The organism is Corynebacterium sp. 239_CJEI, assembly GCF_001055995.1.
Taxonomy (GTDB): Bacteria; Actinomycetota; Actinomycetes; order Mycobacteriales; family Mycobacteriaceae; genus Corynebacterium; species Corynebacterium jeikeium_D.
On record NZ_JVOW01000006.1, the window covers coordinates 177009 to 191098 of the forward strand.

Annotated in this window: 13 protein-coding genes; 11 read left to right on the forward strand and 2 right to left on the reverse strand. The window is 58.9% G+C overall.

The window, feature by feature from the left end; genetic code table 11:
- Window positions 1-144: 144 nt before the first annotated feature.
- Window positions 145-387: a HigA family addiction module antitoxin gene (locus tag ADB08_RS01815; protein WP_005510305.1), complete on the forward strand. Its 243-nt coding sequence runs from the start codon at window positions 145-147 to the stop codon at window positions 385-387.
- A 172-nt stretch (window positions 388-559) separates the two neighbouring features.
- Here ADB08_RS01815 and glgX read toward each other — a convergent pair whose 3' ends face one another.
- Entirely contained in the window at window positions 560-2701 is a 2142-nt protein-coding gene (gene glgX / locus ADB08_RS01820; RefSeq protein WP_048734718.1) for a glycogen debranching protein GlgX, read from the reverse strand.
- Between the two features lie 274 nt (window positions 2702-2975).
- Here glgX and ADB08_RS01825 point away from each other — a divergent pair, with 274 nt between their 5' ends.
- The 5 genes from ADB08_RS01825 (at window position 2976) to ADB08_RS01845 (ending at window position 8299) form a co-directional block, all read left to right on the forward strand.
- Window positions 2976-4472, forward strand: a complete 1497-nt coding sequence (locus ADB08_RS01825; RefSeq protein WP_049170291.1) for a methylmalonyl-CoA carboxytransferase subunit 5S — start codon at window positions 2976-2978, stop codon at window positions 4470-4472.
- A 23-nt stretch (window positions 4473-4495) separates the two neighbouring features.
- Window positions 4496-6109 carry an acyl-CoA carboxylase subunit beta gene (locus tag ADB08_RS01830; protein WP_049170294.1) on the forward strand — a complete coding sequence of 538 codons (1614 nt, stop codon included), beginning with the start codon at window positions 4496-4498 and terminating at the stop codon, window positions 6107-6109.
- Window positions 6109-6414, forward strand: coding sequence for a hypothetical protein (locus ADB08_RS01835; protein WP_048734709.1), 306 nt, complete (start codon window positions 6109-6111; stop codon window positions 6412-6414). Before ADB08_RS01830 ends, ADB08_RS01835 begins: the two co-directional genes overlap by 1 nt.
- A 71-nt stretch (window positions 6415-6485) precedes the next feature.
- Complete coding sequence (locus ADB08_RS01840; RefSeq protein ID WP_016422964.1) at window positions 6486-6845, forward strand: biotin/lipoyl-containing protein; 360 nt, start codon at window positions 6486-6488, stop codon at window positions 6843-6845.
- Between the two features lie 89 nt (window positions 6846-6934).
- Complete coding sequence (locus tag ADB08_RS01845; RefSeq protein WP_016422963.1) at window positions 6935-8299, forward strand: Na+/H+ antiporter family protein; 1365 nt, start codon at window positions 6935-6937, stop codon at window positions 8297-8299.
- A 40-nt stretch (window positions 8300-8339) separates the two neighbouring features.
- On the opposite strand, the gene ADB08_RS01850 is transcribed toward ADB08_RS01845, so the two are convergent.
- The gene (locus ADB08_RS01850; RefSeq protein WP_224784224.1) at window positions 8340-9008 is read right to left on the reverse strand and encodes a TetR family transcriptional regulator; all 669 of its coding nucleotides are present in this window, start codon (window positions 9006-9008) and stop codon (window positions 8340-8342) included.
- Between the two features lie 191 nt (window positions 9009-9199).
- On the opposite strand from ADB08_RS01850, the gene bioB reads away from it, so the two are divergent.
- The 5 genes from bioB (at window position 9200) to nadB (ending at window position 14088) form a co-directional block, all read left to right on the forward strand.
- Window positions 9200-10207 (forward strand): biotin synthase BioB, encoded by a 1008-nt coding sequence (gene bioB / locus ADB08_RS01855; RefSeq protein ID WP_016422961.1) that lies wholly within the window; start codon window positions 9200-9202, stop codon window positions 10205-10207.
- Window positions 10194-10496, forward strand: coding sequence for a hypothetical protein (locus tag ADB08_RS01860; RefSeq protein ID WP_048734678.1), 303 nt, complete (start codon window positions 10194-10196; stop codon window positions 10494-10496). The genes bioB and ADB08_RS01860 overlap by 14 nt, the downstream gene beginning before the upstream one ends.
- Window positions 10497-10577: 81 nt before the next feature.
- Window positions 10578-11150 (forward strand): hypothetical protein, encoded by a 573-nt coding sequence (locus ADB08_RS01865; RefSeq protein WP_239660001.1) that lies wholly within the window; start codon window positions 10578-10580, stop codon window positions 11148-11150.
- Between the two features lie 291 nt (window positions 11151-11441).
- On the forward strand, window positions 11442-12518 hold the full coding sequence (gene nadA, locus ADB08_RS01870; protein WP_049170297.1) for a quinolinate synthase NadA: 1077 nt from the start codon (window positions 11442-11444) through the stop codon (window positions 12516-12518).
- Between the two features lie 10 nt (window positions 12519-12528).
- A complete protein-coding gene (gene nadB, locus ADB08_RS01875; protein WP_049170299.1) occupies window positions 12529-14088 on the forward strand; it encodes an L-aspartate oxidase in 1560 nt (519 codons plus the stop codon).
- The last annotated feature ends 2 nt before the right edge of the window (window positions 14089-14090 follow it).

Sequence of the window (14090 nt, forward strand, 5' to 3'; positions counted from 1 at the left end):
AAATGTCCGGATGCATTTTGAGCGGGCGCTCCTTATACTTTTCGACGAACGGCGGTAACTGGTCGTTCGAGCTTTCGAGCTCAAGCGTAGGGCAAAGCGGAAACAACGTATGCCAGTGAAGCGATGAAATAAGGAGTAAACATTTTGAGCACGCATCCTGTGCACCCTGGTTCTATCTTGAACGATAATTTCCTCGAGCCGCGACACCTCTCTATCTACCGACTGGCTCTTGCCATCGGCGTGCCAAGCTCAACTCTGGAGCGCTTTCGCACCGGCCGCACTGCGGTCACTACTGACCTCGCAAATCGACTGTCCGACTACTTTGACACCGAGCCGGAGTACTGGTTGAACTCTCAGGCGGAGTTCAATATGCGCGCATCTGCGTAAGAAGACTTCACGCCAGCTCGGCTCCCGCAGTGCTGTGTTGACCCAAACCCTGTTTTGAGTTGAACTCAGAGCCGAAAATCCCCTGTCAGTGGAAGAAAAGCCTTCCGCCGACAGGGGATTTTTGTGTAGGAACCAACCCAGGCCCAGGCCCCTACACCCAACGCGGACGCGGCTAGTGTCGCTCGATCAGCACGATGGTAGAACGGGCTGGCACGCGGAGCTCGCCTTCTGGCTCAACGATGCGCTCGCGGGTCGGGCGACCCGTGATCTCTGTGGTGTCGATGATGACTTCCCAGCTGTGTGCGTATTCGGTGCCCGGAATTTGGAACATGATGTCCTCGTGGTGGGCGTTGAAGCACAGCAGGAAGGAGTCATCCTCAATCCTGTGACCTCGGCGGTCAGGCTCAGTGATGGCATCGCCGTTGAGCCAGACCATCAACGACTTGCCGAAGTCGAAGTTCCAGTCATCGGTCGTCATGACACGACCCTCATAGGTCAGCCAGGCAATGTCACGATCGTCGGTTTCCGCACCGAGCGGGCCACCGCGCAGGAAGCGGCGGCGTCGGAAGACTGGGTGTTCCGCACGCAGCTCAGTCAGGAACTGGGTGTATTCGACCAGTTCAGAGTTGGTACGAGTCTGATTCCAGTCGACCCAGGCCAAACGGTTGTCCTGGCAGTAGACGTTGTTGTTGCCCTTCTGGCCACGTCCCATTTCGTCACCGTGGCTAATCATCGGAGTGCCCTGGGACAGCAGGAGAGTGGTCAGGAAGTTACGATGCTGGCGAGCGCGCAGCGAAATGATGCGCTCGTCGTCGGTCGGGCCTTCCACACCGCAGTTCCACGAACGGTTGTGGGACTCGCCATCGCGGTTGTCCTCGCCGTTGGCCATATTGTGCTTCTCGTTGTAGCTGACCAAGTCATTGAGAGTAAAACCGTCATGCGCGGTCACGAAGTTAATCGACGCAGTTGGGCGGCGGTCATTGTTTGCATACAGGTCCGAGGAACCGGTGATACGTGAAGCGAACTCGCCGAGCGTGGATGGCTCACCGCGCCAGAAGTCGCGGATAGTGTCGCGGTACTTACCGTTCCATTCAGTCCACTGCGGTGGGAAGTTACCGACCTGGTAGCCACCTTCGCCGACATCCCACGGTTCTGCGATGAGCTTGACCTGGCTGACAATCGGATCCTGCTGCACCAAGTCAAAGAAGGCGGAGAGGCGATCCACATCGTGGAATTCTCGAGCCAGGGTGGATGCCAAATCGAAGCGGAAGCCGTCGACATGCATCTCGGAGACCCAGTAGCGCAGCGAATCCATGATGAGCTGCAGCGAGTGCGGGTGGCGCACATTCAGGGAGTTACCGGTGCCGGTGTAGTCCATGTAGTGCTGGCGATCGCCTTCGACCAGGCGGTAGTAGGCCTCGTTGTCGATGCCTCGGAAGCAGATGGTTGGGCCCATGTGGTTGCCCTCGGCGGTGTGGTTGTAGACCACGTCGAGGATAACCTCAATGCCGGCATCGTGAAATGCGCGCACCATGCCCTTGAACTCGCTGACTGCTCCGCCTGGCTTTTGGGAAGCCGAGTAGTCCTGATGTGGTGCTAGGAAACCGAAGGTGTTGTAGCCCCAGTAGTTGCGTAGCCCCTTTTCGCGCAGGTGGTCGTCCTGGAGGAACTGGTGGACCGGCATCAGTTCGATAGCCGTGACACCAAGGTCCTTGAGGTAGTCAATAATCGCCGGATGCGCGAGACCGGCATAGGTACCACGTAGCTCCTCCGGAATATCCGGGTGAGTCATGGTCATGCCCTTGACGTGGGCCTCGTAAATCACGGTCTCGTTGTACGGCGTGCGAGGTGCGCGGTCAGCGCCCCAGTCGAAGAATGGGTTGATGACCACGGAGGTCATGGTGTGTCCCAGGCTGTCCTCGGTGTTGCGCTTCGAGTGGTCATGAATGTCATAGTTGAACAGTGATGGGTGACCGTCGAATTCGCCGTCGAAAGCCTTGGCGTATGGGTCGACCAGCAGCTTGTTGGGGTCGCAACGCTTACCGTTGGCCGGATCGAATGGGCCGTGTACGCGGTAGGCGTAGCGCTGGCCCGGCATGATGGACGGGATGTAGCAGTGCCAGATATGCGCATCGACTTCTTCCAACTCAATGCGTGTTTCTTCGCCTTCGGCGCTAATCAGACAAAGCTCAACCTTTTCCGCAACGTCGGAAAAGAGTGCAAAGTTGGTGCCAGCGCCGTCGTAGGTAGATCCGAGCGGGTAAGGCTCACCCGGCCATACTTGATAATCGCCGACTGTATTTGCTTGGTTCATGTGACTACCTTAACCGTTTTGTAAAAAACATGAGCCTTTTTCGGTCCCGTGTGGGCGCGCCATCCGTCCCATCTGTCGAGCGCAATTCGCAAAAACGACCCCCAAGGAAAAATTCGAGTCGAACGATTAAGAGCATAAACTTCGCGTGAAAATAAGTATTTAACCCTGCAAGTGGGCAATTTGACACTCTAAACGCACCTTGGCGGGCGCCGAATCCCCAATATTCGCGGTCACCAACGCGCGAAGATCCCCAAAGGCCTTTACTTTTGGAGTTATGAGTCCACGAACCATTGGTGTAACGGAAGTAGCGTTCCGAGACGCTCATCAGAGCCTCATGGCAACGCGAATGGCTATGGAAGACATGGTCGATGTCTGTGAAGAAATGGACAAGGCCGGTTTTTGGAGTGTGGAGTGCTGGGGCGGCGCAACCTTTGACGCCTGCATCCGCTTCCTTAATGAAGATCCCTGGGAGCGCCTGCGGACATTCCGCAAGCTGATGCCGAACAGTCGCCTGCAGATGCTGCTGCGCGGCCAGAATCTTCTCGGTTACCGCCACTACGAGGACATGGTGGTTGACAAGTTCGTCGAGAAGTCCGCTGAAAACGGTATGGACGTATTCCGTGTTTTCGACGCGCTCAACGACCCACGCAATCTCGAGCACGCCATGCGCGCGGTCAAGAACGTCGACAAGCATGCGCAGGGCACGATCTGCTATACGACGTCTCCGCTTCACGACGTCGACGGGTACGTTAAGCTCGCTGGTCGTCTACTGGATATGGGGGCGGACTCCATTGCGTTGAAGGACATGGCAGCGCTGCTGAAACCTCAGCCGGCTTACGACATCATCCGCGGCATCAAGGAAACTTACGGCGAGGACACCCAGATTAACGTCCACTGTCACTCGACCACCGGTGTCACGATGGTGACTTTGATGAAAGCCATCGAAGCTGGTGCGGATGTCGTGGACACGGCAATTTCGTCGATGTCGCTGGGCCCGGGGCACAACCCGACCGAGTCGCTGGTGGAAATGTTGGAGGGAACCGACTACACCACCGACCTGAACATGGATAACCTCATCACCATTCGTGACCACTTCCGCAAGGTGCGTCCGAAGTACGCAGAGTTCGAGTCGAAAACCCTGGTCAATACCGACATTTTCATGTCGCAGATCCCTGGCGGCATGTTGTCGAACATGGAAAACCAGCTCAAGGCCCAGGGCGCGGGTGACCGCGTCGAAGAGGTTATGCGTGAAGTACCGATTGTCCGCAAGGACGCCGGTTACCCGCCGCTGGTGACTCCGAGCTCGCAGATCGTCGGCACGCAAGCTGTGTTTAACGTGCTGATGGGGCGCTACAAGGTTATGACGGCTGAGTTCGCCGACCTCATGCTCGGCTATTACGGGCAGTGTCCTGGTGAGCGCAACCCAGAGCTGATTAAGCAGGCAGCGGAACAGACCAAGAAGGAAGAAATCACGGTTCGCCCGGCTGATCTCCTCGAACCAGAGTGGGACGACCTGGTCAAGCAGGCCAAGGAGCTCGACGGTTACAACGGCACCGCCGAGGACGTCCTGACCAACGCACTGTTCCCATCCGTCGCACCGGGATTCTTCACCACGCGCGGCGAAGGGCCGAAGAACGTCGGTAAGACTGCCGAACAGCTCAAGCGCGAGGCGGAGCAAGCCTCAGGTGCTGCCAATGCCATTCGCGAGCCAATTCGCTACAAGGTCACCGTTGGCGGTCGCTCACAGACCGTCCAGGTGGAACCCGCCTAGGAACATCGGGAGAAGAGATAGCAATGTCGCAAAGTTCAGCAAACCAGCCGAATTCGGCGGATGCCGTCGCGCCGGGCGTCGACGCCTCGATGGCGGAGCGCCTGGATTATTTGGATGCTCAGCGTCGCCGTGTTGAGGCCGGTGGCGGTGAAGCCCGCCAGGCCAAGCAGCACGAACGTGGGAAGATGACTGCCCGCGAGCGTATCGACAACTTCGTCGACGAGGGCACTTTCCGTGAAACCGGCATGTTCATGACTCACCGCACCACCGACTTCGGCATGGATACTGCCGACGCGCCTGCCGACGGTGTGGTCACCGGCACTGCCGCGGTTCTCGGCCGGGCAGTGCACGTGGCCTCCCAGGACTTCACGGTCATGGGTGGCTCCGCTGGTGAAACGCAGTCCCGCAAGGTTGCGGCCACCATGCGCGCTGCTGCCGACAACGGCACTCCGTTCGTGTTTATCAACGACTCCGGTGGTGCTCGCATTCAAGAGGGGATTGACTCTCTGTCGGGCTACGGCCAGGTCTTCTACAACAATGTCTGGCTTTCCGGTCTGGTGCCGCAGATTTCCATCATTGCAGGCCCATGTGCTGGAGGCGCTGCCTACTCGCCAGCGCTGACCGACTTCATTATTCAGACTCGCAAGGCACAGATGTTCATCACCGGCCCGGGCGTTATTAAGTCGGTGACCGGCGAGGAAATCACCTCCGAGCAGCTCGGTGGCGCTGATGCGCACATGGCCAAGGCCGGCAATATTGACTTCGTTGCCGACGATGACGAGCAGGCCATCCTGATTGCGCAGAAGCTCTTAAGCTTCCTGCCACAGAACAACACGGAAGAGCCACCAATCGTGGATCCGGTATTCGACGCCGAGCCGGATCCAGAGCTCCGCGACATCGTCCCCGTCGATGGCAAGAAGGGCTACGACGTCCGCGAGGTCATAATCCGTATCGCCGACAATGGCGACTTCCTCGAGTGCCAGGCGGGTTTTGCCACCAACCTAGTCGTTGGTTTTGGTCGAGTTTTGGGTCGTACCGTGGGCTTTGTCGCCAACCAACCGAACGTGATGTCCGGTGTGCTGGACATCAATTCCTCGGACAAGGGCGCAAAGTTCATCCGCTTCTGCAATGCCTTTAACATCCCGCTGGTCACCCTGGTTGACGTTCCTGGCTTCATGCCGGGCGTCACCCAGGAGCATGGCGGCATCATCCGCCACGGCGCAAAGATGCTCTACGCATACTCCGCAGCGTCTGTGCCCAAGGTGACCGTCGTCATGCGTAAGGCCTACGGCGGTGCGTACCTGGCGATGTGCTCGAAGGACCTCGGCGCGGACTATGTATTCGCATGGCCGACCGCGGAAATTGCGGTGATGGGCGCAGAGGGTGCGGTCAACGTGGTCTTCCGAAAGGAAATTGCCGCCGCGGGCGACGAGGAAGAGCAGGCGCGCGTGCGCGACGAGCGTATCGCCGAATACAAGACACGCTTCTCGACGCCGTATGTCGCCGCCTCGCGCGGACTGGTCGACGACGTGATTGACCCGGCGGAAACCCGCCTGCGTGTGGCTGACGCACTGTCGGTTCTGCGTAACAAGCGCGAGGTTCGCCCGGCCAAGAAGCACGGATTGGGGCCACAGTAATGTCTGACGGCATCGGTGAGATTAAGGAGCTGCGAGCGCTCGTCGCTGAACTGACCGACCGGTTGGATGCGACCTCGACAAGCTTGCAGAAGGCCACGGCACGACTGAATCAGGCAGAGAGCGAGTTGGCTGAACTGCGCAAACGCGTGGACGCAGATATCCCCGAGGATACTGTCATCGCCATTTCGGCAGCGGTGTCTGCGTACCTGGGCAATCGCGGCAAGGTGAAGGCAATTCGATACAACCGCCATAAGACGTGGGCTGCGCAGGGACGCCAGATCCAGCAGCAGCACAACCTGCGTTAGTTGGAAATTTTCGATAACCGACTTAATTGAGTCTGACTCATTGACTTTTGTTACGTGAGGATTGTTGAGCCATGAAATTGAAAGTGACTGTCGGCGGCATTGCCTACGATGTCGACGTTGAAGTAGTTGAGGAGCCCAAGCGTCTTTCGCCCATCGTGTTGGGTGGATCGTCGAGCGCTTCCGTTGAGCCGGCCACCGCTAGTGTCTCGGGTGTCTCCGCCAATTCGGTGGTGGCGCCACTGGCAGGTTCGGTCAGCAAGATTTTGGTCGAGGAAGGCCAGAAGATTGAGGCTGGGGAGGTGCTGCTCATTCTCGAGGCAATGAAGATGGAAACCGAGATTACGGCCCCGGCTGCAGGCACCGTCGGCTCTATTCATGTTGAAGTCGGCGACGCAGTGCAGGGCGGCCAGGGACTCGTCTCGATTGATTAGCCGCATTAGCCGGGGTGTAAAGATTTTGGGGTGAAATCTTTCTAGCCCCGGTTGCTGGAAATACTTAAGGTTGCCTTAATATTTTCCTTATGAATGCCGTTCTTCTCGCCGTTTTGGTGATGCTAATCCTGGCGGTCTGCCGGGTACACGTTGTGCTAGCGCTGTTTATTGGCGCCTTAGTCGGTGGTCTTTCCGCCGGTATGGGGCTCGATGCCACAATGGTTGCCTTCCAGGAAGGCCTCTCTGGTGGTGCGAAGATTGCCCTGAGCTATGCCATGCTGGGTGCCTTTGCCATGGCAGTGGCATCCTCCGGGCTGCCCAAACTGCTGGCCGATTGGCTGATTGCCAAGATCGGCACGGAGGATGAAGGCGCTAAATCTAAGGCAGAGGCATGGACCAAGTGGGGCATGGTCGCCGGCATTTTGGCCATGGCGATCATGTCGCAGAACCTCATCCCAGTTCACATTGCGTTTATCCCGCTGATTATTCCGCCGCTGTTGCCGGTATTTAACCGCCTCAACATCGACCGTCGAATGATTACCAGTGTGATGACCTTCGGTTTGGTCACCACCTACATGTGGGTTCCGGTCGGATTCGGTTCTATCTTCCTGAACGACATCCTGCTGGGGAACATCGAGAATGCTGGCCTTGATGTTTCCAATATCAACATCATGATGACGATGGGCATCCCGGCTCTCGGCATGCTGGCCGGTCTGGCCATTGCCGTATTTTTCTCCTACCGGAAGCCACGGCATTACGAAGATCGGCCGATTGCCCAGTCCTCACACGCAGAAACCCAGTCTGACGAACCGGTGTCGAAGTACCGAGTTATCGTTGCTCTCGTTGCAATCGTGGTGACTTTCGTCGTCCAGATTGTGATGAATTCTATGGAGACCGATGCCGATCCGTTGCTGATTGGTGCACTCACTGGTCTGGCAATCTTCATGCTCACCGGCGCCGTGCGCTGGCGTGAGGCGGACGACGTGTTCACCGCCGGTATGAAGATGATGGCCCTGATTGGTTTCATCATGATTTCTGCACAGGGCTTCGCCTCGGTGATGTCGGAGTCCGGCCAGATCGAGCCGCTGGTGACCGCTACTGCAGAGCTGTTTGCGGGCAACAAGCCTGCCGCTGCATTCGCCATGCTGGTCGTTGGTCTGGTGGTCACGATGGGTATTGGTTCGTCCTTCTCGACGCTGCCGATTATCGCCATCATCTATGTGCCGTTGTGTGTATCGCTGGGCTTCTCGCCGATGGCTACCGTCGCCATCATTGGTACTGCAGGTGCTCTGGGCGATGCTGGTTCGCCGGCATCGGACTCGACGCTCGGCCCGACGATGGGTCTCAATGCCGACGGGCAGCACGACCACATTCGCGATTCGGTTATTCCGACCTTCCTGCACTTCAACCTGCCGCTGCTGGCAGCTGGTTGGGTAGCAGCTCTGGTGCTCTAGCGCCGGGGCGTGACCGTGAGCGTGATTGTTTCAGCGGGGCTTAGTGACCTGCAATTCCCTTAGTCCCCGCAACCCCCGCAATTCCGGCGATAAAGAGCTCGGTTCCCAGTGCAATGCGCTGGCGGCCGAGCTCTTTTGTCTGTGTAGCCGTATCTTCAGGGGAAGTCGCGACCTCAGCGTCCTTACCGGCGGTGTTCTCGCCACTGGCATCACCATTGTCGGAAACGCCCTTGGCGCCATTTAGATTAAGCGCGATGGCTGTCTGCTGGTCGACTGTCGCACCGAGAATGAAGTACACGAGGACAGACGCGGTATCACCCGCTGATGGGGTGCTGATGGAGGTTTCGGATGCATTCTCCAGGACGTCGGCAAGCAGTTGTTCGGGGCGAATCGTGGCGGTGCCCGTAGCGAGCGCGGCCGAGACGACCTCGGCGCCATCCCGATGAGCGGTGAGGCAGGAGTAGAGCAGCTCGGCGACGGCTTCGATGTCGGCACGCCAATCGCCTGTGGCGGAAAACTCTGTGCAGGGAGCCAAGATGCGGTCAGCGACGGCGCCCAGCAGTGCCTGCTTGGAAGGGTAGTGCCAGTACATTGCGCCAGCGGCGGTACCCAAGTGGCGAGTCAGGCGGCGGATCGTGAGATCGCCGAGTCCGTACTCGTTGAGAATGGTGAGAGCTGCGTCGACAATGATGTCCTTGGTCAATTGCACACTGCCTACCGTAGACGAAAGAAGAATCATCTGGAAGATGTCTCAAGGCTGAAATGGGGAGCGTAAATCCGCGACACGACGGGAATTGAACCCTGTTCGACATTCTGTAGCTGCGGTATTAAGTTTGATAACTGAACAACTTCTGAAACGGTGTTCAAGTTTTATCCCCAGCCTCAAGGAGCATCACCCCCATGACTCAACAGCAGCAGGACATTTTGGAACTCGCCCGAGAAAAGGTGCTCGGCCGCGGTGAGGGGCTGAACTATGAGGAGACCCTGGCAGTTCTGAACCTCGATGACGACAGCATCGAGGATCTGCTGGCACTGGCGCATGAGGTGCGCTTGAAGTGGTGCGGCGAAGAGGTCGAGGTTGAAGGCATTATCTCGCTGAAGACTGGCGGCTGCCCAGAGGACTGCCACTTCTGTTCGCAGTCGGGTCTGTTCGAGTCCCCGGTGCGTTCGGCATGGCTGGATATCCCGGCGCTGGTGGACGCCGCTAAGCAGACCGCAAAGTCGGGTGCGACTGAGTTCTGCATCGTTGCTGCAGTAAAGGGGCCGGACGAGCGACTGCTCAGCCAGATGGAACAGGCTGTCGCCGCCATTCAGGCAGAGGTGGACATTAATGTGGCCGCCTCTATGGGCATTCTGACGCAGGAGCAGGTGGATCGCCTGGCCAAGGCTGGTATTCACCGCTACAACCACAACCTCGAGACCGCCAAGAGCTACTTCCCGCAGGTCGTGACCACCCACACTTGGGAAGAACGTCATGACACCCTGCGTATGGTCGGCGAAGCCGGTATGGAGGTCTGCTGTGGCGGCATCCTGGGTATGGGAGAGACCCTTGAGCAGCGTGCCGAGTTCGCTCAGGACCTGGCGGAGCTCAACCCGACCGAGGTGCCGATGAACTTCCTCGACCCGCGTCCGGGCACTCCGTTCGCCGGTCGCGAGCCGATGCCAGCCAAGGACGCACTGCGTGCCATCGGTGCCTTCCGCTTGGCTCTGCCGAAGACCATCCTGCGTTTTGCTGGTGGTCGTGAGCTCACCCTGGGCGACCTGGGCGCAGAAAAGGGGCTGCTCGGCGGTATCAACGCTGTCATTGTCGGTAATTACCTGACCACGCTGGGCCGTCCGGCGGAGCAGGATCTGGACATGCTTGGCAAGGTACGACTTCCAATTAAGGCCCTCAATGCAACTGTCTAAGCCTCGGACATCTAGCCCGCGTGCGACGCGGGGTAAGAAAGTCGACTCCACGGAGCTGCTCCAGGCCATGGTGCTGGGAGACGATCCCAAGTTCGATCCTTTTACCGGCGCCGACCTCGAAGCTGGTGAAGTGCGCGAACGCTCCTATGGTGCAAAAGCTGGACTGGAGGCGCCTCGATTCTGCCAGCTCTGTGGGCGCCGGATGGTGGTGCAGGTGCGTCCGGACGGCTGGACTGCAAAGTGCTCGCGCCACGGCGAAGTGGACTCCGTTATGTTGGAGCAGCGATAAAAGGCGCTGGTTGTGCTAGTGCGCCATTCGGGCACGCTAGTACTGGATGTGCGCCGTGAGGTAAGTTAGTCAACTATGACCATGAAAAATACCCGAGTCCCGCACGTTGAAAAGCAGAGCGTGGCAATGGCCTCGGGTATTGTTCTCTTCTCCGTTGTAACGGGAACGATAGCCGGAGTGGCCTGGGCATTCCTGCGCCCCAAGCAGCAGGTGCAAATGCTCCCAGATAACCAACTGGCGATTATTCAGGAAACCGTTGACGCTGGTTTTATCGGGCTGCTCTGGTTTGTTGCTGTCACTGCCATCAGCGGCCTGGTGCTGGGAATTACTACCTTCCGAAACCGTGCCATCACGACTCCTGTGCAGATGCTCACGGCAATTGGATGGGCAGGTTTCTCCGCGTTGATGAGCGCAGCAGTGACGTACCTCGTCGGTCAGTCGGTTGCGGCATTGCTCCAGCCGGATCTGGCGGGAATGCAGCCGGGCGATAAGTTCTCGGTGATTCCAGACTTCAAAACCTATGTAGCACTGCTGGTCGCGCCACTGGTTGCCATGCTCGCACTGTGGTCCCGGGTGCTGTTCCAAACGGACTTCACGGAAGGCAACGAGAGCGCTGCAGACAATGCTGCGGACGCAGATTCGGTCACTAAGTGAGACGGTGAGGTTCTGCGCGGGAGCCGTCGTAAAGCACTAATTCCTACTGAACAGGGGTAGTTATTGGGAAATAGGCTTATACAAGCCTTACAATTTTGGGAAATAGGTTCGTCCTCGATGTCAGTATTCGCCCCGATTAGGGGCTTTTTCGATATTGTGTGGCGAGCTTAGGTCTCTTGCACTTGCCCGTTTGAGTCCGCTGCGAATGCCTCCGGGGACCGTTGCCGGTAACGGTGACGGCGTTTTCTCCGGTCGTAGCCACAGCCCATTGAAGTAAGGACGTAGTTTTCCGTGAATACCAGCCTTGCGGCCAATGCTTCCAGCCTGCCGCGCCTTGAATCGGATCTGTACGAATCGGTAGTCGATAAAGATGGCCGCTACGGTGGCGTAATTGCAGATGAGCGCTGGGCCCAGGAGATTAAGCGCCTCGCCCGCGAACGCAATGCCGTAATTCTTGCGCACAACTACCAGCTGCCGGAGATTCAGGATATTGCCGATTACACAGGCGACTCCCTCGGACTTTCCCGCATCGCTGCGGAAACCGATGCCGACGTCATCGTCTTCTGTGGTGTCCACTTCATGGCGGAAACCGCCAAAATTCTGAGCCCAGAGAAGACCGTCCTTATTCCGGACGAGCGCGCCGGCTGCTCCCTGGCGGACTCCATCACCGCAGATGAACTGGCCGAGTGGAAGGCAGAGAATCCCGGCGCACTGGTAGTCAGCTACGTCAACACCACGGCAGACGTAAAGGCTCTGACCGACATCTGCTGTACTTCCTCCAACGCCGTCGACGTGGTCAAGTCCATCCCGGAAGACCAGGAGATCCTGTTCAACCCGGATCAGTTCCTCGGCGCACACGTCCGCCGTGAGACCGGCCGCGACAAGATCAAGGTATGGGCTGGTGAGTGCCACGTCCACGCCAACATCAACGGTGAGGAACTCGCGCACCGCGCGGAAGAGAACGCCGATTCGCAGCTGTTCATTCACCCGGAGTGCGGTTGCGCGAACTCTGCGATTTACCTCGCAGGTGAAGGCACCATCGAGCCCGAGCGCGTGCAGATGCTCTCCACCGGCGAGATGCTGACCGAGGCGCAGAAGCTGAAGGAGAACAAGCCCAACGGCAAGGTGCTCGTGGCCACTGAGGTGGGCATGCTCCACCAGCTGCGCAAGGCCGCGCCGGATGTCGACTTTGAGCCGGTCAACGACCGCGCTTCCTGCTCGTACATGAAGCTCATCACTCCGGCGGCTCTGCTGCGCTGCCTCGTTGAGGGCACTGATGAAGTCGATGTCGAGCCGGATGTCGCCGACAAGGCACGCGCTTCTGTCGAGCGCATGATCGCCATCGGTAACCCAGGCGGAGGCGAGTAACACGTTTGGTCTGCGCCCATCATTCGACAGTTGGACACTGACGTGTGACTTCCTCGTCATCGGCGGGGGAGTCGCAGGGCTCAGTGCTGCGCGTCGGGCCCTTGAGCTCGGCCTCGACGTGCTGGTTATCGACAGCGTCGAGTGGCGCGTCGGTGCCCGCAAACAGCTACGTTTCGCCGATGCGGCCACGAATCTCGCACAGGGCGGGCTCGCGGTCGTCGGGCTTGACGACGACCCCAGCGGCCATGTGGCCAATGGGTTCGATGACACCACTGATTCCCACATCGCGGATACTCTCGATGCCGGTGCCGGCCACTGCGATGAAGGGGCCGTGGCTTCTATCATCCGTGCTGGCGCTGCGGCGACCGAGTGGCTGATAGGGCTAGGCGCTACATTCGACCCGGCGCGGGATAACCCGGCCGTATATTCCCGCACCAAAGAGGGCGGACACCACGCGCGGCGCATCATTCATGCCGGCGGTGACGCCACTGGTGCTGAAATCGAGCGCGCCCTAGAAGCCTCAGTTACCGGCGTGCGAGTACTACAAAACGCCACAGCGCGCCAGCTCATCGTTGGCAAAGACGGCCGCGTGCTGGGGGCGCTGGTAGCGGATCCCCGTGGGGGTGGAGCTATTCGAGCAGGCGCCACTCTGCTGGCTACCGGCGGCGTGGGCCATATTTACCGCGCGACCACGGCCCCCTCGGGTGCCCGCGGTGAGGCTATCGGCATGGCCTCCGATGCTGGCGCGGAGATTCGGGACATGGAGTTTATCCAGTTTCACCCGACGGTGCTCTATGACGAGCGCTCGGCATCAGATGGCACCGGCCGACGCCATCTCATCAGCGAGGCTGTCCGTGGTGAAGGAGCCATTCTCGTCGACTCCCGGGGCAACAGTGTGACCGCCGGCGTTGACCCTCGCGGGGACCTGGCTCCGCGCGATATCGTCTCGCGCGCCATCGCGACTCGCATGCGCGAGCTCGGCGAGGACCACGTCTTCCTCGACGCACGTCACATCGACAACTTCGCCGCCCGCTTTCCGACGATCACAGCGGGCCTGACCGCAGCGGAGATTGATCCGACCAAGGACCTCATTCCCGTGGCCCCGGCGGTCCACTACACCTGTGGTGGTATTGCCGTCGACCCATTCGGTGCAACTAGTGTGCCGGGCCTCTATGCGGCCGGCGAATGCTCCGCAACAGGGCTCCACGGTGCCAACAGGTTGGCCTCCAATTCGTTGCTGGAGGGCCTGGTCGTCGGCAAGCGGGTGGTCGAAAAAGTCGCTGAAACACACGCTGTGCCGGTCGGGGACGAGGAATTCGCAGCGGCCGTTGAAAGCCTGCCTCAGCCACGGTCAGAACTGGAACCACGGCAGCTTTTCCGGTTGCAGACGGCGATGCAGGAAGGCGCTGGTGTAACGCGTAATGAGCAGAGCTTGCGGCAGGCGTTGGCGGTTATCGATCGGCTCCCGCAATCGGTTCAGGTCGTGGCCGCAAGGAAAGTCGTCGAAGCAGCATTGGCACGACCATATACTTTGGGGTGCCACACTTGGTTTGAAAAGGATGGGGATTAGCT

Bases quoted from the DNA above. Each gene is read 5' to 3' on its own strand.
- ADB08_RS01845 (WP_016422963.1), top strand. From the start codon at position 6,935: ATGAATGCCGTTCTTCTCGCCGTTTTGGTGATGCTAATCCTGGCGGTC.
- ADB08_RS01825 (WP_049170291.1), top strand. From the start codon at position 2,976: ATGAGTCCACGAACCATTGGTGTAACGGAAGTAGCGTTCCGAGACGCT.
- ADB08_RS01860 (WP_048734678.1), top strand. From the start codon at position 10,194: ATGCAACTGTCTAAGCCTCGGACATCTAGCCCGCGTGCGACGCGGGGT.
- bioB (WP_016422961.1), top strand. From the start codon at position 9,200: ATGACTCAACAGCAGCAGGACATTTTGGAACTCGCCCGAGAAAAGGTG.
- ADB08_RS01865 (WP_239660001.1), top strand. From the start codon at position 10,578: ATGAAAAATACCCGAGTCCCGCACGTTGAAAAGCAGAGCGTGGCAATG.
- ADB08_RS01830 (WP_049170294.1), top strand. From the start codon at position 4,496: ATGTCGCAAAGTTCAGCAAACCAGCCGAATTCGGCGGATGCCGTCGCG.
- ADB08_RS01835 (WP_048734709.1), top strand. From the start codon at position 6,109: ATGTCTGACGGCATCGGTGAGATTAAGGAGCTGCGAGCGCTCGTCGCT.
- glgX (WP_048734718.1), bottom strand. From the start codon at position 2,701: ATGAACCAAGCAAATACAGTCGGCGATTATCAAGTATGGCCGGGTGAG.
- ADB08_RS01840 (WP_016422964.1), top strand. From the start codon at position 6,486: ATGAAATTGAAAGTGACTGTCGGCGGCATTGCCTACGATGTCGACGTT.